Genomic DNA, 23,203 nt, shown 5'->3' with positions numbered 1-23,203 from the left:
TCCCGACGGACGGTGCTGCCGTGCATCCCGCGTATCCAGGTCTCGGCGGCTCACACGTCTCAGCCGTCACCGGTGCCGGACGCGGCGAGCCGGTCGGTGACGTCCGCGGTGTCCCGGGCGGGCGGCGCGGTGACGTGGACGTCGGTCCCGTAGTCCGCGAAGCGCAGCACGGTCGTGCTGGTCACCTGGGCGTTCTCGTGGCCGGGTGTCCGCTGCTTCAGCGGGTGCAGGGCGAGCCGGACGCGCTCCTGGCGCAGCCTGCCCTGCCCGTCGAGCCACAGGTCGAGGGGCAGGGAGGACTTTCCGAGCTGCCGCGCCAGTTCCTGTGCGCGTCCGGCGTCGCCGCGGGTGAGGACGGAGACGGGGACGGAGACGCGGTAGTGGGTGGTGCGCGTGCCGTCGAGGGTGGTGGTGCCGAGGCGGGTGACGTTGCCGGTGCCGGCCCGTTCGAGGTAGCGCACCGGTTCGGCCGGGTCGGTGACCGAGGACCGCCCGGTGGCGCCCTTCCCGGCGAGCCGCCGGAGGTCGATCTTCATCCAGGTCTTTCCGCCGGGTACGGCACCGCGGTCCTTGCCCGACGGCTTCCGGTAGACGACGCCGTCGATCACGCGCTGCTCGACGGTGGTGCCCTGGGAGGTCAGGGTGACCCGGCTGGTGCCGTCCTTCAGGCCGGCCACGCCGCTGCCGTGGGCGGTGAGGGACCGGCCGTCGGCGAGGACCTTGCTGGTGACGGTCATCCGGGCGGTGTCCGCGGCCAGCGTCCTGCGGTAGGCGTCCTGGACCGCGCGTACGGGCGGGGTCGCGCTCGGCCCCGCCTGCGCGTTGCCGCCCTTGCCGGAACCGTCCTCGCCGCCGCAGCCGGTCAGTCCGGCGGCGACGACGAGGACGGCCACGGTGCTTGCGATCCGGGTGTTCGACACGGTGGGGTCTCCTGGCGGGTCGGGTCGTTCCGGACGTGACTGACCCGGACCCGGTTTCCCACCCCCGTGCGGCTCACGCCCGCCGGATCACGGGTAGCGGACGAGATTCGCCACGTTGGTACCGGAGTTGGAGGGACCTCCCGTGTTGTTGACGACATGGCTGATGGTGCCGGTGCCGCCGAGGGAGACGGTCACCATGCTGGTGAAGCGGACGTCGGGCTTGTTCGGTGCCTCGATGGCGCGGGCGGCCGTGACGGACGGGTTGACGTTGAAGTAGCAGTAGCTGCCGAGCCCGTAGGCCTGGTGGCTGGTGACGGAGTCGGCGACCTTGTAGGCGGCGTAGCCCTGGGTGGATCCGTTCATCCAGGCGGACTGGCTGGGCGGGTCGTACGGCATCTCGTTCTGGAAGAAGTAGGTGCGGCCGCCGTTGCCGTTCCAGATCGTCTGGTACTTCTGGAAGTGCTCGACGAACAGCCCGTACATGGTCACGTCGTCGCCGTTGACGACGAGACCGGTGTCGGCGGTGTTGCTGGTCCAGCCGACGCCGCTGCCGTGGTCGGCGCGCCAGATCCACATGTGGTCGCCGATGACGTTGTCGCTGTTCACGACGAGGCTGGTGGCCGCCTTGCCGACGCCGGCGCCGCCGATGCGGAAGTAGACGTCGTGCAGGGAGGTCGGGTCGGCCGCGTGGGAGGCGGTGGAGCCGGCCGGCCCGACCTCGACGAGGGTCTTCGAGCTGGTGGTGCCGGCGTCGAAGAGCAGGCCCGCGATCTTGACGCCGTCCACGTCGGCGACGGTCATGGCGGTGATGCCGTTGTCCGGGACGAAGGTGGCGAGCCCGAGGCCGAGGACGACCGTGTCGGGGCGGGTCACCTTCAGCGTCCGGTCGAGGTGGTAGACGCCGGGGGTGACCAGCAGGTTCTGTCCGGCGGCGAGGGCGGCGTCGATCTGTGCGGCGGTGGCGCCGGGCTTGACGACGTAGAACCGGCTCAGCGGCAGCGAGGTGCCGGCCGGGTTGCCGCCCGCCCAGCTGGTGGCCGTGGAGTCGGTGCGGGTGGACGGCACGAACACCTGGTACTTCCCGGCGCCGTCGACGTACAGGAACGGCTTCTCCCGGGTGACGGGGCTCTGCGCGACGGTGGTGTGCGGCGGGTTGGGGAAGCTGGTGCCGGGGACGCCCTGGCTGCCGACGAAGACCATGTTCCAGTTCGAGCCGGTCCAGCCGCCCAGCTGGGAGTTGCGGGTCAGCCACTGCTGCTGGCTGCCGGAGTCGACCTTTCCGTCGATCCTGCTGTCGGCGAGGTAGCCGCCGGAGGACCAGCCGCCGTCGTCGAGTGCGAGGTTGCCGCGCAGGTGCATGCGCCGGTACGCCGCGGCCTGCGACACCGCCCAGCGGTCGGCGCCGTTCCTCGGGGTGACGGACAGGTTCTCGGCGCCGCGCCAGAAGTTCTGGGTGGCGTTGCCCTGGAACCAGTCGGCCTCCGCGTGCACGGCTCCGTTCACGTTGACGGCGTCCGGGGTCAGGCCGAGGCCGAGGACCTGGGTGTAGAAGCCGACGTTGACGTCCGCGTCGTAGGTGCCGGGCTTGAACAGGACGGCCTGGCGCTGGGACCCGAACTGGTTGGTCTCCTGCTGCTTGAAGATCGAGTCGAGTCTGCTCTGGATGGTGGCGGAGGACATCGACGGGTCGAACAGGGCCACGTTGGGACCGAGGTCGGGGTCGTCGGAGTTCTGGGTCACCGGGGTCACCTGGAAGCGCTGGGCGGCGGTGCCGTTGCAGGTGTACTGGACGAACTGCACGCTGTCGGCGGTGGACGCGGCGGGGTCGTCCAGGCACTTGCCGCTGTTGCGGTTGACGAAGTGGAAGGCGCCGCCGCCGTCGTCCACGGGCAGCCACTGCTGGTTGGCGCCGCCGCCGTAACTCCACAGGTGCACCTGGGCGTTGTCGGCGGTGGAGACGTCGGAGACGTCCACGACCTGATTGGTGTCGTTGCGGTTGTCGATGCGGACGTAGCCGTCGCTCGTGGCGGTGAGGCGCCACTGCTGGGCCGTGGTGCCGTTGCACGTGTACTGCTGTACGGCGGTGCCGTTGGCGGTGGCGGCCGCGCGGGCGTCCAGGCACTTGCCGCTCGCGGCGTTCACGACGGTGACGAATCCGGTGGGAGGGGCGGCGGCCCGGGCGGGAGCGGGAGCGCCGGTCAGCAGGGCGGCTGCCGCCGCGATGACCAGCGTGGCCGCGGTGGTGCCGCGGCGGCGGGAGGGGCGAGGCACGGGGGTCTCCTGGGGGACGGGGTCAGCCGGTGTAGCCGGCGAAGACGCGGGTGTAGTCCCAGGCGGACTGGGAGACGCCGGAGCAGCTGTCGGCGGGGCCGCCGGTGCAGGGGCGGTCGCGGTTGGCGGACCAGAAGGTGAGCCGGGCCAGGTGGTGCTGCTGGGCGTAGGCCAGGATGGTCCGGAAGTCGTTGACCGTGACGGTCTCGTTGTTGTCGGTGATGCCGTTCATGGACGAGATGCCCATGTCCCGGTAGGCCTGGTCGTCGCTGTAGTGGTAGGCGTTCTTCAGCGCGTTCTTCAGGCCTTCGGCGGCCCGCGTGGTGAGGGTGCCCATGTTCTGTCCGGCGCCGCCGAAGTCGAACGGCATGATGGCCCAGGCGTCGACGGTCAGCCCGGAGGAGGCGGCCCGGTCGATGAGGCCGGTGTCGGGGCCGCTCTGCCCGGTGCCGATGGTGATGTACACCTTCAGACCGGGGTTGGCGGCCTTCACGGTCTTCAGCGCGTCCACGGTCCGCTGCTGCACGGTGGGGTTGCCGTAGGCGTCGGCCTCGAGGTCGATGTCGATGGCCTTCAGGCCGTACGCGTCGACGACCTTCTGGTAGGCGGCGGCGAGTTCGCCGGCGCTGGAGCAGGAGCTCTCCAGCTTGTTGCCGCTGTATCCGCCGAAGGACGGGATGACGTCACCGCCGTTCGCCCGCACCGTGGTGACCGTCTGCTGGTCGACGCCGCCGGTCAGCGGGCGGCTGCCGTCCCACTGCGGGTTGCAGTGGCCGTTGCTGAGCACGAAGGCGAGGGTGAACCACTTCACGCCCGTGGCCCGGGTGATGGTCGTGGGGCTGGGTGGGCTGCCCCAGCCGTTGTACAGGTACGGTGCGACGGCCATCGGCGCGTTCGGGGTGGTTCCGCCGCCCGCCGCGGGGGCGTTCCACTTCTGGTTGGCGCCGCCGCCGCAGCTCCAGATCTGGACGCGGGTGCCGTTCGCGGAGCTGTTGCCGGTGACGTCCAGGCACTTGTCCGCCTGCGGGTTGACGATGTCGTGGGCGGCGGTGACGGTCCACTTCTGGTTCGGGCCGCCGGTACAGGACCACAGCTGCGCCTTGGCCCCGTCGGCGGTCGAATTGCCGGTGACGTCGAGGCACTTGCCGAGGGCGCGGAGGGTGCCGTCGCTGCCGACGGTCCACTGCTGGGCGCCGGTGCCGTTGCAGTCGTAGAGCTGGACGGGCGTGCCGTCGGCGGAGCTCGCGCCCGCGACGTCCAGGCACTTGCCCGACAGTCCGGTGACGGCACCGGTGACGGCCTGGGCGGGAGCGGCGGCGAACAGCCCCGCCGAGAGGGTCAGGACGGCGAGGGATGCCGCCGCAGGGAGAGTTCTGGCCATGCGCGGGTACGGCCTTTCGCGTGGGGGGCGACGGATGCGGCAGGCAACTCCCCTCGGGTGGGTGGGAGTTGCCTGCCGTCCGTAGGCTTTGATTAAGGCGTGAAACTAAAGGTACGGACCACTGCCGTCAAGAGCCCCGGCAACAAAGCCGTCGCACACGGTGAGGCGCCCACGCCTCACACCACCGGCACCTCCGTCACCGCCGGTCCCTCCGGGGTCCGTTCCGTGAACTGGGTGCGGTGCAGCTCCGCGTAGCGGCCGTCCGCCGCCAGCAGCTCCTCGTGCGTGCCCTGTTCGACGATCCGTCCGGCCTCCACGACCAGGATGCGGTCGGCGGACCGGACCGTGGAGAGGCGGTGGGCGATCACCACTGCGGTGCGCCCCTCCAGGGCCTCGGCGAGCGCTTCCTGGACGGCCGCCTCGGAGGTGTTGTCCAGGTGGGCGGTGGCCTCGTCGAGGATGACCACGCGCTGGCGGGCCAGCAGCAGCCGGGCGATGGTCATGCGCTGGCGCTCACCGCCCGAGAGCCGGTAGCCGCGCTCGCCGACGACGGTGTCCAGGCCGTCGGGCAGGGACCGTACGACCTCGGCGAGGCGGGCGCGGCCCAGCGCGTCCCACAGTTCCCCGTCCGTGGCGCCCGGGCGGGCCAGCAGCAGGTTGGCGCGGACGGTGTCGTGGAAGAGGTGGCCGTCCTGGGTGACCATGCCGAGGGTGGCCCGCAGGGACGCGGCGGACACGTCACGCACGTCCACCCCGCCGATGCGGACGGCGCCCGCGTCGACGTCGTACAGGCGCGGCATGAGCTGGGCGATGGTGGACTTCCCGGCGCCGGAGGAGCCGACCAGGGCGACGGTGTGACCGGGTTCGGCACGGAAGGAGATGCCGTGCAGGACCTCGGAGCCGCCTCGGCTGTCGAGGGTGGCGACCTCTTCCAGGGAGGCGAGGGAGACCTGGTCGGCGGCCGGGTAGGAGAAGCGGACGTCGTCGAACTCGACGGCGACCGGGCCGGCCGGGACCTCGCGCGCGTCCGGCTTCTCCTCGATGAGCGGCTTCAGGTCCAGCACCTCGAAGACCCGCTCGAAGCTGACGAGGGCGCTCATCACCTCGACCCGGGCCCCGGCGAGCGCGGTCAGCGGGGCGTAGAGCCGGGTCAGCAGCAGGGCGAGGGACACCACCGCGCCCGCCTCCAGGGTGCCGCGCAGCGCGAACCAGCCGCCGAGGCCGTAGACGAGGGCGAGGGCGAGCGCGGACACCAGGGTGAGGGAGGTGATGAAGACCGACTGGGCGGTCGCGGTGCGCACACCGATGTCCCGCACCCGGGCGGCCCGGGCGGCGAACTCCGCCGACTCCTCCTCCGGCCGCCCGAACAGCTTGACCAGCGTGGCGCCGGGGGCGGAGAACCGCTCGGTCATACGGGTGCCCATGGCCGCGTTGAGCGCGGCGGCCTCCCGCTGCATCCGGGCCATCCGGCTGCCCATGCGCCGGGCGGGCAGCACGAACACCGGCAGCAGGACCAGCGCGAGCAGGGTGATCTGCCAGGACAGGGTGAGCATCACGGCGAGGGTGAGCACCAGGGTGACGAGGTTGCTGACGACACCGGAGAGGGTGTTGGCGAAGGCCCGCTGGGCGCCGATCACGTCGTTGTTGAGACGACTGACCAGCGCTCCCGTACGCGTACGTGTGAAGAACGCGACGGGCATGCGCTGCACATGATCGAACACAGCCGTTCGGAGATCGAGGATGAGCCCCTCCCCGAGCGTCGCCGACAGGCGCCGGCCGAGGATGCCGAGCCCGGCCTCGGCGAGGGCGACGACCGCGATGAGCAGGGACAGCCGGACGATCGTGCCGGAGTCGTGCCCCGCCACGATCGCGTCGACGACATGGCCGGCGAGTACGGGCGTGGCCACGGCGAGCAGTGCGGTCACCACCCCGAGCAGGACGAACCGGACGATGCCGGCGCGGTGCGGGCGGGCGAAGGCGGCGATGCGGCGCAGGGTGGCGCGGGCGAGGGGACGGCGGTCCGCCTGAGCGTTCATCACGCTGTGCAGCTGCGTCCATGCGGTGGTCTCCATGCTCATGGGAGAGAACGTAGAACCTCAACCATCGTTGAGGTCAATGTCCGCGCCATTTCATCCCTGCCGGCGTCCCCTCGACCTAAGGCCCCGATGACCGCAGCCTGTAAGCCGCCGTCCCCGATTCCGCCACCCGCCGTTGGGACGGCGGGGCGAATCTCTGGGGATGTGACCGCCGTCCCGCTCCCCCCGCTCCCCCCGCTCTCCGGTGGACGACTCCCCCGTCGCGTCCCCGTCCGCCAGGTGCTGTGCCTGGTCCCGCTCGTGCTCGTGGCCGTGGCGGCCGTACGGCACCGTTCGGTACTCGCCGAGGGCTTCGGTCAGCTGCGCGCCGCGTCCTGGCCGTGGCTGCTCGCCGCGGCCGGCACGACCTGCCTGACCTGGGTGGCCGCCGCGTTCACCCGGCAGGGCGCGGTGGTGCAGCCGCTGCCGAAGGGGCGGCTGCTGGCCACCCAGTTCGCGGCGGGCGCCGCCAACCATCTGCTGCCGACCGGGCTCGGGGCGGGCGCGGTGAACCTGCGGTTCATGACCGTGTGCGGGGTGCCGCTGGCCCGTTCCTCGGCCGCGCTCGCGCTGTACCTGATGGCCGAGTGCGTGGGCCGGCTCGGTCTGCTGGCCGCCCTGCTGATCGCCTTCCCGGGTGCGCTGCGGCTCGGCACGCTGCTGCCCGACGGCTCGCTGCTCCCGCTGCTGCTGGGCGTCGCCGGCCTGCTGGTCGTGGCGGCGGCCGTCGTGCTGTCGGTACGACGGCTGCGCACACGGCTGGTCGCGTTCGCCCGAGAGGCCCTCGGCGAGGCGCGGTCGGTGCACACGCGTCCGGCGCGCGCCCTGGCCCTGTGGGGCGGCTCGCTGGCCTTCCCGGCGCTCCAGGCGGCCGGTCTCGCCGCGGTCGGCCAGGCACTGCGGCTGCCGGTGCCGCCCGTGCACATGGCGCTGGCGTACCTCGCGGCGACGGTCGCGGTCGCCCTGGTGCCCACGCCGGGCGGGCTGGGTTCGGTCGAGGCGGCGCTGATCGTGGCGCTGGTCGCGGTCGGCGGCCCCGCCGCCATCGCCACGGCGGTGGTGCTGGCCTACCGGATCATCACGGTGTGGATGCCGCTGGTGCCGGGGGCGCTGACGCTGGGCGCGCTGGTGCGGCTGAAGGTCATCTGAGACTCCCGCCGACCGGCACTTGCTGAGAAGCTACCGGCAGGTCACCAGCGCCGGCGGTCCGTTCGGGGACCCCGGGACCGTCCGAGGAGGTCGCCCCATGCCGGTCCGGATCGAGCGGCGGGAGTACGTCACCACGGTCGTCCTCTCCCGGCCCGAGGCCCGCAACGCGGTGGACGGGCCGACGGCCGCCGCACTCGCCGACGCCTTCCGTGCCTTCGAGGAGGACGACGGGGCTCGGGTGGCGGTGCTGTGGGGCGAGGGCGGCACGTTCTGCGCGGGTGCCGACCTGAAGGCGATCGGCACGGAGCGCGGCAACCGGGTCGCCGAGGACGGTGACGGGCCGATGGGCCCGACCCGGATGCGGCTGTCCAAACCGGTGATCGCCGCCGTCGCGGGGCACGCGGTCGCGGGCGGTCTGGAACTCGCCCTCTGGTGCGATCTGCGGGTCGCGGAGGAGGACGCGGTGTTCGGGGTGTACTGCCGCCGGTGGGGCGTTCCCCTGATCGACGGCGGTACGGTACGGCTGCCCCGGCTCATCGGCACCAGCCGGGCCATGGACATGATCCTCACCGGCCGGCCGGTGCCGGCCCGCGAAGCTTTCGAGGTGGGGCTCGCCAACCGGCTGGTCCCGACCGGGAGCGCCCGCACCGAGGCGGAGGCGCTGGCGGCGGAGATCGCCGGCTTCCCGCAGGCCTGCCTGCGCAGTGACCGCAGGTCGGTCCTGGAGCAGGAGGGGCTGACGGAGGAGGCGGCCCTGCACGGCGAACTCCGGCACGGCACGGGCGTGCTGGCGCAGAGCACGGAGGGCGCCGCCCGGTTCGCCTCGGGCGCGGGCCGCCACGGCTCGTTCACGGACGTGTGAGCCGCGGCCCCGGGGGAGCAGGCTCGACGCCGTCCGGTGCGCCCCCGGCTCGCACCCCGCTCGCACCTCTGGAAAAACACGATTCCGGCCACCGGACCCGTTGTTGTTCAATGAGCGGATGACGCACGACACCCCGACCCTCGACGCGTCCGCGCACGGCCTCGGTCTGCGCCTGCGCCGGTGGGACGCCGCCGTCGACACCGACGTCGAGACCTTCCTCCGCGGCTGTTCCGACCCTGAGTTCCGGCGCTGGAACACCCCGCTGCGCCCGATCGCCGATCTCGCGGCCGCCCGCGCGACCCTGCGGAGCAAGACCGAGGCGGCCGAGGCCGGGACCGGTGCCGCGTTCTGCGTGGCGGACGCGGACACCGGTGAGGCGCTCGGGCACATCGGCGTCAGCCGGATCGACCACGTGATGCGGTCGGCCTCCGTCGGCTACTGGGTGCTGCCGGAGGCACGCGGCCGGGGTGTCGCGGCGCGCGCCCTCACGCTGACCGCCCGCTGGGTGTTCACCGATCTGCGCCTGCACCGCCTGGAGCTCGACCACGCGGTCGGCCACGAGGTGTCGTGCAAGGTCGCCGAGCGGTGCGGATTCCGCTACGAGGGGACGCTGCGCGGCGCGATGTGGGAGGCGGGTCGCCGTGACGCCTTCCGCGACTGCCACCTCCACGCGCGTCTCGCGACGGACCCGGAGCCGGGGCGGGCGCGAAAATAGGGACCGCGTCCTCCGCGGGGGCGGTGGCCCCGCCCCCAGGCACCCGTGGGGCCGGGCCCCGTCAGGCCCGCTCCGGCGGTGCCGACGCGGCCAGGAAGGCCAGGACGGCCTCCGCCACCCGCGCGCCCTCGCTGGCCGCCGCACGGGCGCGTTCCGCCGCGTGCAGGAGGTTGCCGGCGGCGAACACTCCTGGACGCGAGGTGTGCAGGGAGCCGTCGACGGCCGGGCCGCGAGTGGCGGGGTCCAGGGCGAGACCGCCGCGACGGGCCAGTTCGTGCTCGGGGACGAAGTCGCCGGTGAACACCACGGTGTCGCAGGGCACTACGGCGCCGCGCCCGTCACGGTGGCGGACACGCACACCGGACAGGCGCCCGTGGCCCAGGAGTTCGGTGACGGTGGTCTCCGTCAGCAGCGGAGCGCCGTGGCGCAGCAGGGCCGTCCGGGCGCGGGTACGGTTCGTCCGGGCGCGCGGAAGTTCCGTGACCAGGGCGACGACCTGGGCACCGGCCGCACGCACGGTGTCGGCCGCCGTACAGGACACGTCCTCGGCACCGACCACGACCGCACGGTTGCCGATGTGCTGCCCGAACAGGTGTACCGCTTGCTGGAGTTCACCGGTGGTGAAGACGCCGGCGGGCCGGGTGCCGGGCACCAGCCGGGCGGCACGGGGGCGCTCACGGGCGCCGGTGGCCAGGATCACCGCCCGTGCCTCGACCGTCTCGGGGCCGTCGGGGCCGACCGTGTTCAGCACCGGTCCCGTACTCCCCCAGTCCAGCGCCGAGACCCCGGTCCGTACGACGGCACCGGCCCGCTCGGCCGCCTCCGCCAGCAGACGGGCGTACCGGGGGCCGGTCAGCGGGCGGAGCCAGGTGCCGAAGCCGCCGTGGACGCAGTAGCGGGGGACTCCGCCGGGTCGCGTGTCCCGTTCCAGTACCTCCACCCGCCCGGCACCGGCGGCGGCCAGCCTCGCGGCGGCCGTGAGTCCCGCCGGTCCGGCGCCGACCACAAGGACGTCGACGCGCCGAGGGACCGCCGGGGCCCGTGCGGGCACGGTCGCGGTCGCGACGTCCGGACCGGTCTCACCGGCCGACACCCACGGCTCACCGCCGGCCACGACCGCACCCTCGCCGCCCGCCACGACCCCACGCTCGGGCGTCGCCTCTCCGGCCGTATCGCCGGTCACCGCGTCCGCACCGGCCCGCACGTCACCCCCCGTCATGTGTCACCCCGGTTCCGCGCTCGAGAAGTTCCCGCACCGCGGCTCCGCAGTAGTGGCCTTGGCAGTGGCCCGCCCGGGCGCGGGTGCGGCGGCGCAGGCCCTCCAGGGTGCGGGGCGGGATCGTGGCGGCGAGGGCGTCGCGGATCTCGCCGCGGGAGACGTGTTCGCAGTGGCAGACGAGGATGCCGTACTCCGGGTCGGAGGCGACGAGTTCAGGCTGCCGGCAGGGGCGTGGGGCGGCCCGGCCGAGGTGGGGCATGCTGACCGGGTCCGGTTCCCGGACCGGTCCGGGGTCGAGGCCGAGGTCGGCCAGCAGACCGGCGACGTGGTCGGCGATCGCCAGGGAGGCGCTCAGGCCGGTGGAGCGGATGCCGCCGACGGTGACGTACGCCTGCCCGGGATGCGCGGTGATCCGGTAGTCCTCGTGCTCGGTGGCCGCGCGCAGCCCGGCGTAGACGGCGGTGACCTCCTCGTCGAGCAGGGCGGGCAGAATGCGGCGGCCCATCTCCCGGAGCCGGGCGAGCCCTTCGGCGGTCGACTCGGTGGCCCGTCTGTCGGACAGGTCCTCGGCGGTGGGGCCGAGCAGGACGTTGCCGTGGACGGTGGGGGCGACGAGGACGCCCTTGCCGAGCGCGGTCGGCACCGGCAGGAGGATGTGCCGGACGAGCGGGCGGGCGAACCTGTCGTAGACGAGGAGCTGGCCGCGGCGCGGGGTGACGGTGAAGTCCTCGTGGCCGAGGAGGCGGTCCAGGGTGTCGGCGTGCAGGCCGGCCGCATTGACCAGGTACCGGGTGCGCACGATGCCCCGGGTGGTGGTCAGGCGGTGGCCGTCGGCCGTCCGTTCCACCTCCCGCACGGCGGTGCCGAGGTGCAGGTCGGTTCCGGCCCGGACCGCCTGGGTCGCGTACGCCAGGGTCGTCGTCCACGGGCAGATGACGCTCTCCCGGGGGACGAGCAGCGCGCCGAGCGCACCGGGACCGAGTTGCGGTTCGCGGGCGTACACCTCGGCGGAGGTCAGCAGGCGGGTGTCGGCGCAGTCGTTGCGCTCGGCCTTCCCGGCCAGCCGGGGCAGGGCGGCCAGTTGCTCCTCGTCCCACGCGACCAGCAGGGCGCCGGTCTGCTCGACGGGGATGCCGGACTCGGCCGCGTAGGCACCGAGCAGCCGGTGCCCCTCACGGACGAGCCGGGCCTCCAGGGTGCCGGGGGTCGCGTCGAACCCGGTGTGCAGGATGGCGGTGTTGGCCTTGGAGGTGCCCTGGCCGACGTCGTCCTGCGCCTCCACGAGGGCGACGCGCAGCCGCGGGTGGTGGGCGAGCCGGCGGGCGACGGCGCAGCCGACGACTCCGGCGCCGACGATCGCGACGTCGTAGGTGTGCGCGGGCAGCGGCCCTTCCGCGGTGACCGTCACGAGTGCCTCACCGTCACGAGCCGAGCAGGGCGGCCACGGCCGTGCGGAATCCGGCCCGGCGTTCGGCCGCCAGGTCCGCCGGGATGCGGGGCTCGTACACGGCGGCGGGCTTCGGGTCGGGCAGGGCGTCCTCGACGGCGAGGGCGGGGTCCGCCCCGAGGCGGGCGAGGGCGGCGGCGCCGAGCGCGGTGGCGTCGGGCAGCGCGGACACCTCGACGGGGCGTTGCAGCAGGTCGGCCTGGGTCTGCATGAGCAGGGCCGAGCGGGTCAGGCCGCCGTCGACGCGGAGCAGGTCCAGGGGTACGCCGAGGTCGGTGGCGGCGGCCTCGGCGAGTTCGGCGACCTGGGCGGCGATGCCCTCGCACAGGGCGCGCACCAGGTGTCCCGGGGTGGTGTCGAGGCCCAGTCCGGTGAGGGAGCCGCGCAGGTCGCCCCGCCACCAGGGCGCGGCGAGACCGGCGAGCGCGGGGACGAAGGTGACGCCGCCGCTGTCCGGGACGGTGCCGCCGACCGGGTCGAGGTCGGCGGCCGAGGAGAGCACGCCGAGGTCGGTGAGCCAGCGGACGGCGGACGCGGCGGTGTACACCTGGCCGTCGAGGCAGTAGCTGGTGCGTCCGGCGAGCCGCCAGGCGACGCAGCTGACCAGTCCGGAGCTGCCGCGCCGGGGAGCCTCGCCGGTGTGGGCGAGCAGGAACGCGCCGGTGCCGTAGGTGCACTTGGCGGTGCCGGGGCCGGTGACGCGCTGGGCCAGCAGGGCGGCCTGCTGGTCGACGATCAGACCGGTGAGCGGGATCTTTGGGCCGAACGCCGTGGTGGTGCCGGCCGGTCCGGCGGCGTCGGTCACCTCGGGGAGCCGTTCACCGGCCAGGCCGTAGAGGTCGAGGGCGCGCGGTGACCACTCGGCGCGGTCCAGGTCGAGGAGCTGGGTGCGGCCCGCGGTGGCGGCGTCGGTGGCCCAGGCGCCGGTGAGACGGTGGACGAGCCAGGCGTCGGAGGTGGTGACGACTCCCTCGCGGGTGAGGTGGCGGCGGATCCAGGCCATCTTCGGCGCGGCGAAGTACGGGTCGAGGGGCAGGCCGGTCAGGTGCCGCAACTCGTCTGCATGATCCCGGAGTTCGTCGCAGACGCTCTCGGCACGACGGTCCTGCCACACCAGGGCGTCGGTCAGTGGGCGTCCGGTCGCCGGGTCCCAGGCGAGGACGGTCTCGCCCTGGTTGGCCAGGCCCAGCGCGACGACGTCCTCCCCGGCCTCGGCCAGCGCGCGGCGGCCCGCGTCGACCACCGAGTCGTACAGCCGCACCGGGTCCACCTCGACCAGGCCACCGGGCAGGTGGCGGGGGCGCACCTCCGCGAAGCCGGTGCCGAGGACGCCGCGTTCCGGGCAGACCACCAGGGCCTTGGTGCCGGAGGTGCCCTGGTCGACGGCGAGCACCGGACCCGTCATCGCTCCCTCTCCCGTACGCCGGTCCCGAAGATCACCGTGTCAGCCTGCCGCCTCGTCGCAGCCCGCGTCAAGGGAGGCCGAACGCGGGTCAACTGGCTTGTTTGAAAGTTGAGTTGGCAACAATGGCCCCTGCGGAACCTCCGCCTCTATAGTGACCGCCGACCACACCGCGACACTTCGATCACCGCCCAGGGGAGGGCTGTTGCTACGTCACCCCGCCACCTCGCCCGTGCGCCTGTGGCAAGGGGCCGACGGCTGATGGCCAGAGAAGGAGTCCGCCCCTCCTACGACCCTGCCGGCCCCGACAACGCCCTGCGCGGCGCACTCCAGGACTTGCGCACCGGACGCTGGATGGCCATGCGGACCCTGCTCGCGGACACCGCGCGGGGATGGCAGTGGACCCAGCGCACCCAGGTCCTCGCGGCGGCCGCCGCCGGTACCGACGTGGTGCGGGCCTGGCTCACCGAGGAGCCGGGCAGCGTCCACGCGGCGGTGATGCACGGCCGGGTCTCCGTGGAGCGGGCCCTGCGGGCCCAGCGCGAACGGCATCGCCGTACCCACGAGTTGTGGATCGAGGCGTGGGACGCGGCCCAGTCCGCCTCCCGCACCGCCCCGCAGGACCCGGTGCCCTGGGTGTGCCTGCTGGCGCTGGCCCAGCTCGACCCGGAGCAGCGCTGGGAGGAACACCGGGCCGCCGCACCCGAGCCGATGCTGCCCCCGGGGCCCTGGGGGCTGCTGGCCGAGGCCGGCAAGCGCGACCCGTACAACCGCGAGGCGTACCACCGGATGCTGCAGTTCCTCTACGCGCGTGGCGGCACGGGCCGGCTCGCGGAGGCCGCCGCCTTCGCGCAGTGGGCGGCCGGGCAGGCGCCGCCCGGCTCCGCGCTGCATCTGCTGCCCCTGTACGTGCGCGTGGAGCGCTACCGCCGGGAGGGCGGGCACGACGCGGCGCTGGACCTGCACTGGGTGGCGGAGGAGGCGGCCCGCGAGTCACGGCGCGCCCTGGAGTCCTGGTTCGCGCACACCCGGGCCGCCGAACGCTCGCCGCTGGACCTCAACCACCTGGCCAACGCCCTGTGGGGTTCCCTGCAGTTCCTCGACGCGGCGCGGGTGTTCGAGGAGATCGGCCCGTACTTCACTCCCCCGCCCTGGGTGCACCGCACGTCCGGCCGCGACCGTGCCGTGGACGTCTTCGTGCAGGCCCGGGACCGCTGCCGGGCGGCCGCCGAGGGCTCAGCCCCGCGCCACTGAACGCTCGCCCCGCGCCACCGAACGCTCGCCCCGCCACCGGACGCTCCATCCGACCGAACGCTCCACCCCGTCAAGTCCCCCTTGATCTTCGGAGGTTCCCCATGTCCCGCACCCCCGATCCAGTGCCCTCGCCGGGCCTGCCGCAGCAGGACGAGGAGCAGCGGCTGCGCGAACTCGGCTACCGGCCGGTGCTGGCCCGCCGCATGGGCGGCTTCGGCAACTTCGCGATCAGCTTCTCGGTGATCTCGATCCTGTCCGGCTGCATGACCCTGTACGGCTTCGGTCTGAACACCGGCGGTCCCGCCGTGATGCTGTGGGGCTGGGCCGGCGTGGGCCTGTTCGTGCTGTGCGTGGGTCTGTCCCTCGCCGAGGTCACGAGCGCCTACCCGACCTCCGGCGCCCTCTACTACATGGCCGACCGGCTCGGCGGCCGCCGCTGGGGCTGGTACACGGGCTGGCTGAACCTGCTCGGCCTGCTCGGCGCGATCGCCGGCATCGACTACGGCGCCGCCCTGTTCACCGGGGCGTTCGCCAACCTCCAGTGGGGCTTCGAGCCGACGCCGGGGAAGACGATGCTGATCTTCTGCGCGATCCTCCTGCTGCACGCCACGCTGAACCTGTTCGGCGTGCGCCTGGTCAGCCTGCTCAACTCGGTCAGCGTCTGGTGGCACCTGGCGGGCGTGGCACTGATCGTCGGCGCCCTCGCGATCGTCCCGGACCACCACCAGTCGCCGTCCTTCGTGTTCACGAAGTTCGTCGACGAGACCGGCTGGGACAACCCGCTGTACGTGGCGGCGATCGGTCTGCTGCTCGCGCAGTACACCTTCTCCGGTTACGACGCCTCCGCCCATCTGTCGGAGGAGACGTCCAACGCCTCGGTGTCGGCGGCCCGCGGCATCGTGCGGTCCATCTGGGTCTCCTGGCTCGCCGGCTTCGTGCTGCTGGCCGGCCTGACCTTCGCCATCCAGGACTACGACGCCACGCGCACCACGGGGACCGGCGTGCCACCCGCGCAGATCCTGCTCGACGGACTGGGCGCCGACGGGGCCAGTGCGCTGCTCCTGGTCGTGATCGTCGCCCAGTTGTTCTGCGGGAACGCCGAGGTCGCCGCGGCCAGCCGGATGGTGTTCGCGTTCAGCCGGGACGGCGCGCTGCCCGGCTCGCACCTGTGGCGCAGGGTGAGCGGCCGCACGCAGACCCCGGTGGCCGCCGTCTGGCTGGCGGTCGTCGTGGCCTGCCTCCTCGCCCTGCCGTCCCTGTACTCGGCGACCGCGTACAACGCGGTGACCGCCATCAACGTCATCGGCATCACCCCCGCCTACGCCATCCCGGTCCTGCTGCGGCTGCGCGCCGGTGACAGGTTCCGGCCCGGGCCCTGGAACCTGGGCCGGTGGAGCAGGCCGATCGGCTGGATCGCGGTCGTGTGGGTGGCGTGTGTGACGGTCCTGTTCTGCCTGCCGCAGGCGTCGCCGGTGACGGTCGACACGATGAACTACGCGTCGGTGGCGCTCGCGGTCGTCCTGGTCCTGGCCAGCGTCTGGTGGTACGTCGCACGCCGGTCGTACGGCACGCCCACCACCGCCGCCTACGGCAGCGACCGTGACCAGGCCGAACTCGCGGAGGGCATCGTCTAACGGCCCGTCCGCGGTGCCGGTCCGGGTGCGAACCGGCGTGCCGGATACGGCAGGATGAGCGAGCGCGTGGGCCGCCGGTGGACGGTGGGCCCCCGCGATCGCACATCCCGGACATCGAGCAGGTGACAACGTGACGAAGCTTCACAACGGGCTCTCCGCAGCCGCATCGCGACCCGGAGGTGACCGGTGAACCGCGCACTGACCCTGGACGACCTCGTCCTCGCCGGCATCGCCCTGGCGGCGGGCCTGCTGCTCGCCTTCCTGTCGCGCACGCTGCTGCGCTGGCTCGCCAAGCACGCCAAGCGCACCCGGTGGAGCGGCGACGACGTCATCGTGGACACCCTGCGCTCGGTGGTGCCCTGGGCGCTCGTCGCGGGCGGCCTGGCGGCGGCAGCCGCGGTGCTGCCGCTGACCAGGACCGTCCAGCACCACACCGACCAGGTGCTCCAGGTGTGGCTGATCTTCGTGGTGACCGTGTCCGCGGCCCGGGTGGTCGCCGGACTGGTCCGTACGGTCACCCAGTCCCGTTCGGGTGTGGCGGGCTCGGCGACCATCTTCGTCAACATCACGCGCGTCCTGGTGCTGGCGATCGGCTTCCTCGTGGTGCTCCAGACGCTGGGCATCTCGATAGCGCCCCTGCTGACCGCCCTGGGCGTCGGCGGTCTGGCCGTGGCCCTCGCCCTGCAGGACACGCTCGCCAACCTCTTCGCGGGCATCCACATCCTCGCCTCCAAGACCGTCCAGCCCGGCGACTACATCCGGCTGAGCAGCGGCGAGGAGGGCTACGTCATCGACATCAACTGGCGCCAGACGACGGTCCGCCAGCTCTCCAACAACCTGGTGGTCATCCCCAACGGCCAGCTGGCGAAGGAGAACATGACCAACTTCACCCGGCCCGAGCAGCATCTGACCGTGCTGGTGCAGGTCGGGGTGAGCTACGACTCCGACCTCGAGCACGTCGAGCGGGTGACGACGGAGGTGGTCGCCGACGTCATGAAGGACGTCTCGGGCGCCCTCCCGGACCACGAACCCGCCGTCCGCTTCCACACCTTCGGCGACTCCCGCATCGGATTCACGGTCATCCTCGGCGTCGGCGAGTTCAGCGACCAGTACCGGATCAAGCACGAGTTCATCAAGCGTCTGCATCGTCGCTACCGCGAGGAGGGCATCCGCATCCCGTCCCCCACCCGCACGGTGGCCCTGCAGCAGGGCTCGGTGGTCATCCCGCAGCAGCGCGCCGGGGCCGACGTGGTGCCGGGCACCGCATGGTCCGAGCAGGGCAGCAACGGCGGTACGCCGACGGCACCCTGACGACTGATCCGGTCCGCGCGGCCGCCGTCGGCGGGACGCGCCTGCCCTAGGTCCGCCTTCTCGGCGTGCGGGCGGGCGTGTCGCCGGCCGGTGCCGTGGCGTCCGGTGTGCGCGGCAGCAGGGCGCCCGCGGCGAGGCCGCCGAGGCCGATCACCCCGAGGGTGATCATCGCGGCGGCGTAGGCGCCCTTCGAGAGTCCGGAGACGAGGATCGTGCCGGCGATGGCCGTGCCGAAGGACGATCCGAGGTTGGACACGCTGCGGGACAGGCCCGAGATCTCGCCCTGTTGCTCCTCCGGGAAGCTGGACTGCACGACGTTCACCGACGGGGTCAGCATGACGCCCAGGCCGAGCCCGATGAGGACGAGACCCGGGACGAAGGCCCAGGCGGTCGAGAAGGCCCCCGCCAGGGCGACCAGCACGGCCACGCCGGCGACGGCGGCCACGAAGCCCGTCATGATCAGCGTCCGCTGGGGGTACCGCCGGGCCAGCCGCTCGGCGGACAGTGACGTCAGGAGCAGTCCCAGGGTCGCCGCCGTGAAGATCACTCCGGTCCGGATGGCGTCGTAGCCGCGCACCACCTGGAGGTAGGCGGCCACCGTGAAGGACGTGCCCATCAGGATGAGCCACTGGACGTTCTGGGTGACCAGCCCGAGGTTGGACGTGCGGTTGCGGAACAGCCCCAGCGACAGCAGCGGTTCCTGACCGGCCCGCTCCTTGGCGCCCATCGAGCGCAGGAACCAGGCGAGGACGAACACGCCGAGCCCGATCAGGACGATCGTCAGCCAGATGTTGTTGTCCGCCGCCAGGATGCCCATGACCACCAGGACCAGGCCCACCGCGGACAGCACGGCTCCGGCGGTGTCGAAGGACCGGGCCGGGTCCGGGGGCAGGGGGTCCTCGATGCGGCGGCTCAGCCACACGATCACGGCGATCACGAGTGCCTGGAACACGAAGGCCGCACGCCAGCTGATCCCGGTGGTGATGAGTCCGCCGATCAGCGGTCCCGCGGCGGCCCCGACGCCGCCCAGCGCCATGATGATCCCGAACGCCCGGGCGCGCGAGGTCAGGTCCGGGTACAGCAGCGTGGTGAGGATGTAGACGGGCGGGATGAGCAGGGCCGTGCCGATGCCTTCGAGGATCGAGTTGCCCAGGATCAGGACGCCCAGCCCCGGGGCGGCGGCGCTCAGCAGCGCGCCGACGGCGTAGACGACAAGGCCGGTGACGAAGCAGCGCTTGCGGCCGTAGCGGTCGGTGAGCTTGCCGCCGGGGATCATCAGCGCGGCCATGACCAGCAGGAAGACCGTGATGGCGACCTGGACGCCCTGGACCGTGGTGTCGAGGTCCCGGCTGATGTCGTTGATCATCACGTTCATGTTGGAGCCGGCGAAGCTGCAGATGAACTGGGCCAGGGCCAGCGCGGCGAGGACCCGCCGCTGCCCCGGCGGCACCTGCGCGGACCCTGCCCCGCCGGCCACGGTCAGCTGCCTTCCTCGGTGTCCTCGGGGGGAACCGTCAGGCCGTGGATCAACGGGTGACGGGTTCCTCCGGTGTCGGGCACCGTTCCCTCCCGGCCCAGCTCCTCGTCGAGCGCCATGGCGGCGGTGATCAGCGAGAGATGGGTGAACGCCTGTGGGAAGTTGCCGAGTTGCTCCCCCGACGGCCCGATCTCCTCGGCGAACAGCCCGACGTGGTTGGCGTACGTGAGCATCTTGTCGAAGGCGTGCCGTGCCTGGTGGATGCGCCCGGTGCGGGCGAGTGCCTCCACGTAGAGGAAGCTGCACAGGTTGAACGTGCCCTCGCTGCCCCGCAGTCCGTCGGGTGAGGCGGCGGGGTTGTAGCGGTAGACCAGGCTGTCGCTGACCAGTTCCTCGTCCATCGCGTCGAGGGTGCTGATCCAGTCGGGGTCCCGTGCGGAGAGGAACCCGACCCGCGGCATCAGCAGCAGCGAGGCGTCCAGGACGTCGGTGTCGAAGTGCTGGACGAACGCCTTCCGTTTGGGGTCGAAGCCCTGCTCGACGATCTGCTCGAACACGGCGTCCCGGGTGGCCGTCCAGCGGGCCACGTCGCCCGGCCGGGAGGAGGCGGTGGCCGCCCGGATGCCCCGGTCGAAGGCCACCCAGGTCATCAGCCGGCTGTAGGTGAAGTTCTGCCGGCCTCCCCGCGTCTCCCAGATGCCCTCGTCGGGCCGGTCCCAGTGGTCGGTCAGCCAGTCGAGGACACCGGCCAGCGCCCGCCAGCCCCGTAGGGCGCCGATGTCCCCGCCGACCGCCAGGGCGTCGGAGGCCTCGCCGTAGATGTCCAGCTGGATCTGGTCGGCGGCCGCGTTGCCGTTGCGCACCGGGCGCGAACCCCGGTAGCCCTCCAGGTGGTCGAGGTTCTCCTCGGTCAGGTGGGGGTCGCCGTCGACCCGGTACATGATCTGCAAGGGGTCCCCGGAGGCGGTGCCGCCGGCCTCGACCCGCTCGCGCAGCCAGCGCCGGAACGCGAAGGCCTCCGCCTCGAAGCCCAGGTCGATCAGGGCGCCCACGGACAGCGAGGCGTCCCGGATCCAGGTGTAGCGGTAGTCCCAGTTGCGCTCGCCGCCGACCTGCTCGGGCAGGCCCATGGTGGCCGCCGCGACGAGCGCGCCGGACGGCGCGTACGTGAGCAGTTTGAGGGTGATCGCCGAGCGGTTCACCACCTCCTGCCAGCGACCGCGGTAGGTGCAGGCGCGCAGCCACGACAGCCAGAATTCGCGGCACTTCTCGACGTCCTCGGCGATGGCGGCCAGGGAGGGCGCCGGCGGGGGCGGGCCCCCCGCGTCGGAGGTGGTCAGAACGACGACGGCGGCCTGCCCCGCGGTGAGGGTGAAACGGGCGGTGACGTCGTCGCCGTCGGCGTGCAGACGGATCCCTGTGCTGGACTGCACGTGCAGGTCCGTGCCCGGGCCGTGCAGCACGGCCGCGTGGGCGTCGGCGAGCTCGAGTGCGTGCGGGGCCCGCCCGTAGTCGAAGCGGGGCCGGCAGCTGAAGACGAACGGCAGTCTGCCCCGTACGACCCGGGCGATCCTGATCAGGGTGTGCCGGTCGGTGGGTGTCGGGGCGTCGATGGGTGGCATGAAGTCCGCCACCTCTCCGACGCCCCCGGGCCCCATGAACCGGGTGATCAGGATCGCCGTGTCGGACAGGTACAGCTGCCGGACCGTCATCCCGTCGCCGTCCGGGTGCTCGGCCGCCAAGTGGCAGTGGCCCCCTCGCTCGCTGTCCAGCAGTGAGGCGAAGACGCTGGGCGAGTCGAAACGGGGGGCGCACCACCAGTCGACGGTTCCGCCGGACGACACCAGGGCCGCCGTCTGGAGGTCGCCCACCATTCCGTGTTCCGCGATGGGCGGGTACCGGTCCATCGGTCGCTCTCCTGCCCCGGCCCTACGGACCGGTGATCGAGTCGTCCCTCTTGACCACGCAAAGGGCCCAGATGATGAAGCCGGACATCGCGATCATCACGACCGACCACACCGGGTAGTACGGCAGCGAGAGGAAGTTGGCGATGATGACCAGTCCGGCGATGGCCACGCCGGCCACGCGTGCCCACGTCGCCGGCCCGAACAGCCCGACGCTGACGGCCACCGCGATCACGCCCAGGACCAGGTGGATCCAGCCCCAGCTGGTGAGGTCGAACTTGAAGACGTAGTTGGGGGTCGTGACGAAGACGTTGTCCTGTGCGATCGCCATGATGCCCCGGAAGACACTGAGCAGCCCGGCGATCATGAGCATGACGCCCGCGAAGGCCGTGAGGCCGCCGGCCCACTGCTGCTTCGCCGTGCGCGTCTCCGTGTGTGCGCGAGGTGTCGTGGTCATGTGGTGCTCTCCTTCGTGTGCGTGGAACGTGCTCAGTGCCCGGAGGTGGTGGGAACCGAGTCGGAGCTCCGGGCCGCTCCGGTGTCGCTGAGGACCAGCGCCTTCGCCCGGCGGAACTCGTCCTCGCTGATGTCACCGCGCGAGCGCATCTCGGAGAGCTTGGCGAGCTCGTCGGCGCTGCTCGTCCGGGCCGTGCCGCCCTGCGCGGTCTCCTTGATGTAGGAGTCGAAGGCCTCCTGCTGGGCCCGTGCCTGCTCCACCTCACGCTTCCCCATGCCCTTGCCGCGGGCGATGAGGTAGATGAAGACGCCGAGGAAGGGCAGTACGCAGACGAAGATCGTCCAGCCGGCCTTGGCCCAGCCGTTCAGTCCGTCGTCGCGGAAGATGTCGACGATGATCCGGAACAGCAGGACGAACCACAGGATCCACAGGAAGAACACCAACATCGTCCAGAAGGCGCTCAGCAGCGGATAGTCGTACGCGAGGTAGGTCTGCGCGCTCATGTCTCTCCTCCGTCCGGGGCGCCGGCGCATCGGCTTCGCCGAACCGGTCACCACCGTTTTCAGCGTGCACACGGCGAGCAGGGGTGCGCCTCACCCGATGCGGGTGAGCGTCCGGCTCGCGGGGATCAGTCGGTCGGGCCGGTCGTCGGGCCGGTGGCGCCCGGCCGCGTGCCGCTCCGGCGCAGCGCGGCCCGCCACGCGAAGGCGGCCACCAGCTCGACCAGGCCCAGCAGGACGAGCCACAGTCCGAGCAGCCGGGTCAGCGCCCGTGCCGACTCGGAGGGCAGGACCAGCACGACGATCCCGGCGAGGATGCCGAGCAGGGCGGCGCCGAGGACGACACCGCGGTGCGGCAGGTCCTTGGCGGCGATCGCCGTGTAGAGGGTGAGGATGCCGGACGCGAGCCAGGCGAGCCCGACCACCAGCGACAGCGCGGTGATGGTCTGCAGGGGGTTGCGCAGGCACAGCACGCCCGCGAGGACGAACACCACGGCGAGCAGCAGTCCGGTCACCCGCTCGTCCTCCCGCGCGAACGCCGTCACGAACCGGATCGCGCCGGTGACGAGCAGGTAGAGGCCGATGATGACGGCCAGGACGTGCAGCGTCTCGTCCGGCCAGACGAGGATCAGCACGCCCGGGACCAGGGTCGCGATCGCCGAGGCGAGGATCCAGGTCCAGGAGCGGGCGACGGCCGTCACGGCCTCGGCGGGGCCCGCGGCCGTCTCGCCGGAAAGGTACGGCTCTCCGGTCCGCGGCGCCTGTCCACGCGACTCGGTCATGGCTCCTCCTCGCGCGGTCCGGCCAGGCCGCCTCCGGAACTCCGGCGGGACGGCTCACGGCCCCTCACCCACTGAGCATCGCAGGGGCGCCACGCCGGCGGATCACCCCTCGCGGGTGATCGCCCCGTACGGGCACCGGCCGTGATCACTCCGGCAGTTGCCGCATCTCCACGACCCGCAGTCCCAGTGACTGGCAGCGGGTCAGCAGCCCGTACAGGTGCGCCTCGTCGATGATGCGGCCGAACAGCACTGTCTGACCGGACATCATCACGTGATCCAGTTCCGGGAACGCCTCGGTGAGCGTCTTCGACATGTGCCCATCGACACGGATCTCGTAGCGCATCTGCCGCTCTCCCGCCACGGGCCGGCTGCGGTCTCCCCAGTGATGCTGCTCCATCCGTCCGCCGCCGGCCTCACCCGGCACAGGTGACCCGGCGCCCGCG

At 72.6% G+C, this 23,203-nt stretch carries 18 protein-coding genes and 1 pseudogene; 6 read left to right on the top strand and 13 right to left on the bottom strand.

Annotation, left to right across the window (positions count from 1 at the left end):
* Nucleotides 1-59: 59 nt before the first annotated feature.
* The 4 genes from ACF08B_RS01865 to ACF08B_RS01850 form a co-directional block, all read right to left on the bottom strand.
* Entirely contained in the window at nt 60-920 is an 861-nt protein-coding gene (locus ACF08B_RS01865) for a hypothetical protein (protein ID WP_392315563.1), read from the bottom strand.
* A gap of 87 nt (nt 921-1,007) precedes the next feature.
* A complete protein-coding gene (locus ACF08B_RS01860; protein WP_392315562.1) occupies nt 1,008-3,191 on the bottom strand; it encodes an RICIN domain-containing protein in 2,184 nt (727 codons plus the stop codon).
* A 22-nt stretch (nt 3,192-3,213) separates the two neighbouring features.
* Nucleotides 3,214-4,572 carry a lectin gene (locus ACF08B_RS01855; RefSeq protein ID WP_392315561.1) on the bottom strand — a complete coding sequence of 453 codons (1,359 nt, stop codon included), beginning with the start codon at nt 4,570-4,572 and terminating at the stop codon, nt 3,214-3,216.
* A gap of 176 nt (nt 4,573-4,748) precedes the next feature.
* Nucleotides 4,749-6,644, bottom strand: a complete 1,896-nt coding sequence (locus tag ACF08B_RS01850; protein WP_392316018.1) for an ABC transporter ATP-binding protein — start codon at nt 6,642-6,644, stop codon at nt 4,749-4,751.
* Between the two features lie 168 nt (nt 6,645-6,812).
* Between ACF08B_RS01850 and ACF08B_RS01845 the strand changes: the two genes are divergently transcribed.
* From ACF08B_RS01845 to ACF08B_RS01835, 3 genes are all read left to right on the top strand, one after another.
* Nucleotides 6,813-7,796, top strand: a complete 984-nt coding sequence (locus ACF08B_RS01845) for a YbhN family protein (protein WP_392315560.1) — start codon at nt 6,813-6,815, stop codon at nt 7,794-7,796.
* Nucleotides 7,797-7,893: 97 nt separating this feature from the next.
* Entirely contained in the window at nt 7,894-8,658 is a 765-nt protein-coding gene (locus tag ACF08B_RS01840; RefSeq protein WP_392315559.1) for a crotonase/enoyl-CoA hydratase family protein, read from the top strand.
* Nucleotides 8,659-8,776: 118 nt separating this feature from the next.
* Nucleotides 8,777-9,373, top strand: coding sequence for a GNAT family N-acetyltransferase (locus tag ACF08B_RS01835; protein WP_392315558.1), 597 nt, complete (start codon nt 8,777-8,779; stop codon nt 9,371-9,373).
* Between the two features lie 73 nt (nt 9,374-9,446).
* Here ACF08B_RS01835 and ACF08B_RS01830 read toward each other — a convergent pair.
* The 3 genes and pseudogenes from ACF08B_RS01830 to ACF08B_RS01820 form a co-directional block, all read right to left on the bottom strand.
* Nucleotides 9,447-10,424 (bottom strand): annotated as a pseudogene (locus ACF08B_RS01830) (NAD(P)/FAD-dependent oxidoreductase); the annotation flags it as partial.
* Between the two features lie 154 nt (nt 10,425-10,578).
* Nucleotides 10,579-12,000, bottom strand: a complete 1,422-nt coding sequence (locus ACF08B_RS01825; RefSeq protein ID WP_392315557.1) for an NAD(P)/FAD-dependent oxidoreductase — start codon at nt 11,998-12,000, stop codon at nt 10,579-10,581.
* Between the two features lie 13 nt (nt 12,001-12,013).
* Nucleotides 12,014-13,444, bottom strand: a complete 1,431-nt coding sequence (locus tag ACF08B_RS01820) for an FGGY family carbohydrate kinase (protein WP_392315556.1) — start codon at nt 13,442-13,444, stop codon at nt 12,014-12,016.
* Nucleotides 13,445-13,702: 258 nt separating this feature from the next.
* Here ACF08B_RS01820 and ACF08B_RS01815 point away from each other — a divergent pair, with 258 nt between their 5' ends.
* The 3 genes from ACF08B_RS01815 (at nt 13,703) to ACF08B_RS01805 (ending at nt 17,640) form a co-directional block, all read left to right on the top strand.
* On the top strand, nt 13,703-14,695 hold the full coding sequence (locus tag ACF08B_RS01815; protein ID WP_392315555.1) for a hypothetical protein: 993 nt from the start codon (nt 13,703-13,705) through the stop codon (nt 14,693-14,695).
* Nucleotides 14,696-14,796: 101 nt separating this feature from the next.
* Nucleotides 14,797-16,329, top strand: coding sequence for an amino acid permease (locus ACF08B_RS01810; RefSeq protein WP_392315554.1), 1,533 nt, complete (start codon nt 14,797-14,799; stop codon nt 16,327-16,329).
* Between the two features lie 186 nt (nt 16,330-16,515).
* Nucleotides 16,516-17,640 (top strand): mechanosensitive ion channel family protein, encoded by a 1,125-nt coding sequence (locus ACF08B_RS01805; protein WP_392315553.1) that lies wholly within the window; start codon nt 16,516-16,518, stop codon nt 17,638-17,640.
* 46 nt (nt 17,641-17,686) lie between these two features.
* Here the strand turns inward: ACF08B_RS01805 and ACF08B_RS01800 are convergent, their stop codons facing one another.
* The 6 genes from ACF08B_RS01800 to ACF08B_RS01775 form a co-directional block, all read right to left on the bottom strand.
* Nucleotides 17,687-19,117 carry an MFS transporter gene (locus ACF08B_RS01800; protein ID WP_392315552.1) on the bottom strand — a complete coding sequence of 477 codons (1,431 nt, stop codon included), beginning with the start codon at nt 19,115-19,117 and terminating at the stop codon, nt 17,687-17,689.
* A gap of 2 nt (nt 19,118-19,119) precedes the next feature.
* Nucleotides 19,120-21,024, bottom strand: a complete 1,905-nt coding sequence (locus tag ACF08B_RS01795) for a glycoside hydrolase family 15 protein (RefSeq protein WP_392315551.1) — start codon at nt 21,022-21,024, stop codon at nt 19,120-19,122.
* 22 nt (nt 21,025-21,046) lie between these two features.
* Entirely contained in the window at nt 21,047-21,478 is a 432-nt protein-coding gene (locus ACF08B_RS01790) for a hypothetical protein (RefSeq protein ID WP_392315550.1), read from the bottom strand.
* A 32-nt stretch (nt 21,479-21,510) separates the two neighbouring features.
* A complete protein-coding gene (locus ACF08B_RS01785) occupies nt 21,511-21,981 on the bottom strand; it encodes an SHOCT domain-containing protein (RefSeq protein ID WP_392315549.1) in 471 nt (156 codons plus the stop codon).
* Between the two features lie 125 nt (nt 21,982-22,106).
* Nucleotides 22,107-22,760 (bottom strand): HdeD family acid-resistance protein, encoded by a 654-nt coding sequence (locus ACF08B_RS01780; protein WP_392315548.1) that lies wholly within the window; start codon nt 22,758-22,760, stop codon nt 22,107-22,109.
* Between the two features lie 145 nt (nt 22,761-22,905).
* Nucleotides 22,906-23,103 (bottom strand): hypothetical protein, encoded by a 198-nt coding sequence (locus ACF08B_RS01775; RefSeq protein ID WP_392167917.1) that lies wholly within the window; start codon nt 23,101-23,103, stop codon nt 22,906-22,908.
* Between the last annotated feature and the right edge of the window lie 100 nt (nt 23,104-23,203).

Source organism: Streptomyces sp. NPDC015139 (genome assembly GCF_043079785.1).
GTDB classification, from domain to species: Bacteria; Actinomycetota; Actinomycetes; order Streptomycetales; family Streptomycetaceae; genus Streptomyces; species Streptomyces albidocamelliae.
This window is presented reverse-complemented; position numbering and strand designations above follow the sequence as displayed.

What these genes read in the sequence shown, in the direction of transcription:
- ACF08B_RS01840 (WP_392315559.1), top strand. Translation starts at nt 7,894, where the DNA reads ATGCCGGTCCGGATCGAGCGGCGGGAGTACGTCACCACGGTCGTCCTC.
- ACF08B_RS01815 (WP_392315555.1), top strand. Translation starts at nt 13,703, where the DNA reads ATGGCCAGAGAAGGAGTCCGCCCCTCCTACGACCCTGCCGGCCCCGAC.
- ACF08B_RS01785 (WP_392315549.1), bottom strand. Translation starts at nt 21,981, where the DNA reads ATGAGCGCGCAGACCTACCTCGCGTACGACTATCCGCTGCTGAGCGCC.
- ACF08B_RS01790 (WP_392315550.1), bottom strand. Translation starts at nt 21,478, where the DNA reads ATGACCACGACACCTCGCGCACACACGGAGACGCGCACGGCGAAGCAG.
- ACF08B_RS01820 (WP_392315556.1), bottom strand. Translation starts at nt 13,444, where the DNA reads ATGACGGGTCCGGTGCTCGCCGTCGACCAGGGCACCTCCGGCACCAAG.
- ACF08B_RS01810 (WP_392315554.1), top strand. Translation starts at nt 14,797, where the DNA reads ATGTCCCGCACCCCCGATCCAGTGCCCTCGCCGGGCCTGCCGCAGCAG.
- ACF08B_RS01855 (WP_392315561.1), bottom strand. Translation starts at nt 4,572, where the DNA reads ATGGCCAGAACTCTCCCTGCGGCGGCATCCCTCGCCGTCCTGACCCTC.
- ACF08B_RS01775 (WP_392167917.1), bottom strand. Translation starts at nt 23,103, where the DNA reads ATGCGCTACGAGATCCGTGTCGATGGGCACATGTCGAAGACGCTCACC.
- ACF08B_RS01850 (WP_392316018.1), bottom strand. Translation starts at nt 6,644, where the DNA reads ATGGAGACCACCGCATGGACGCAGCTGCACAGCGTGATGAACGCTCAG.
- ACF08B_RS01780 (WP_392315548.1), bottom strand. Translation starts at nt 22,760, where the DNA reads ATGACCGAGTCGCGTGGACAGGCGCCGCGGACCGGAGAGCCGTACCTT.
- ACF08B_RS01835 (WP_392315558.1), top strand. Translation starts at nt 8,777, where the DNA reads ATGACGCACGACACCCCGACCCTCGACGCGTCCGCGCACGGCCTCGGT.
- ACF08B_RS01795 (WP_392315551.1), bottom strand. Translation starts at nt 21,024, where the DNA reads ATGGACCGGTACCCGCCCATCGCGGAACACGGAATGGTGGGCGACCTC.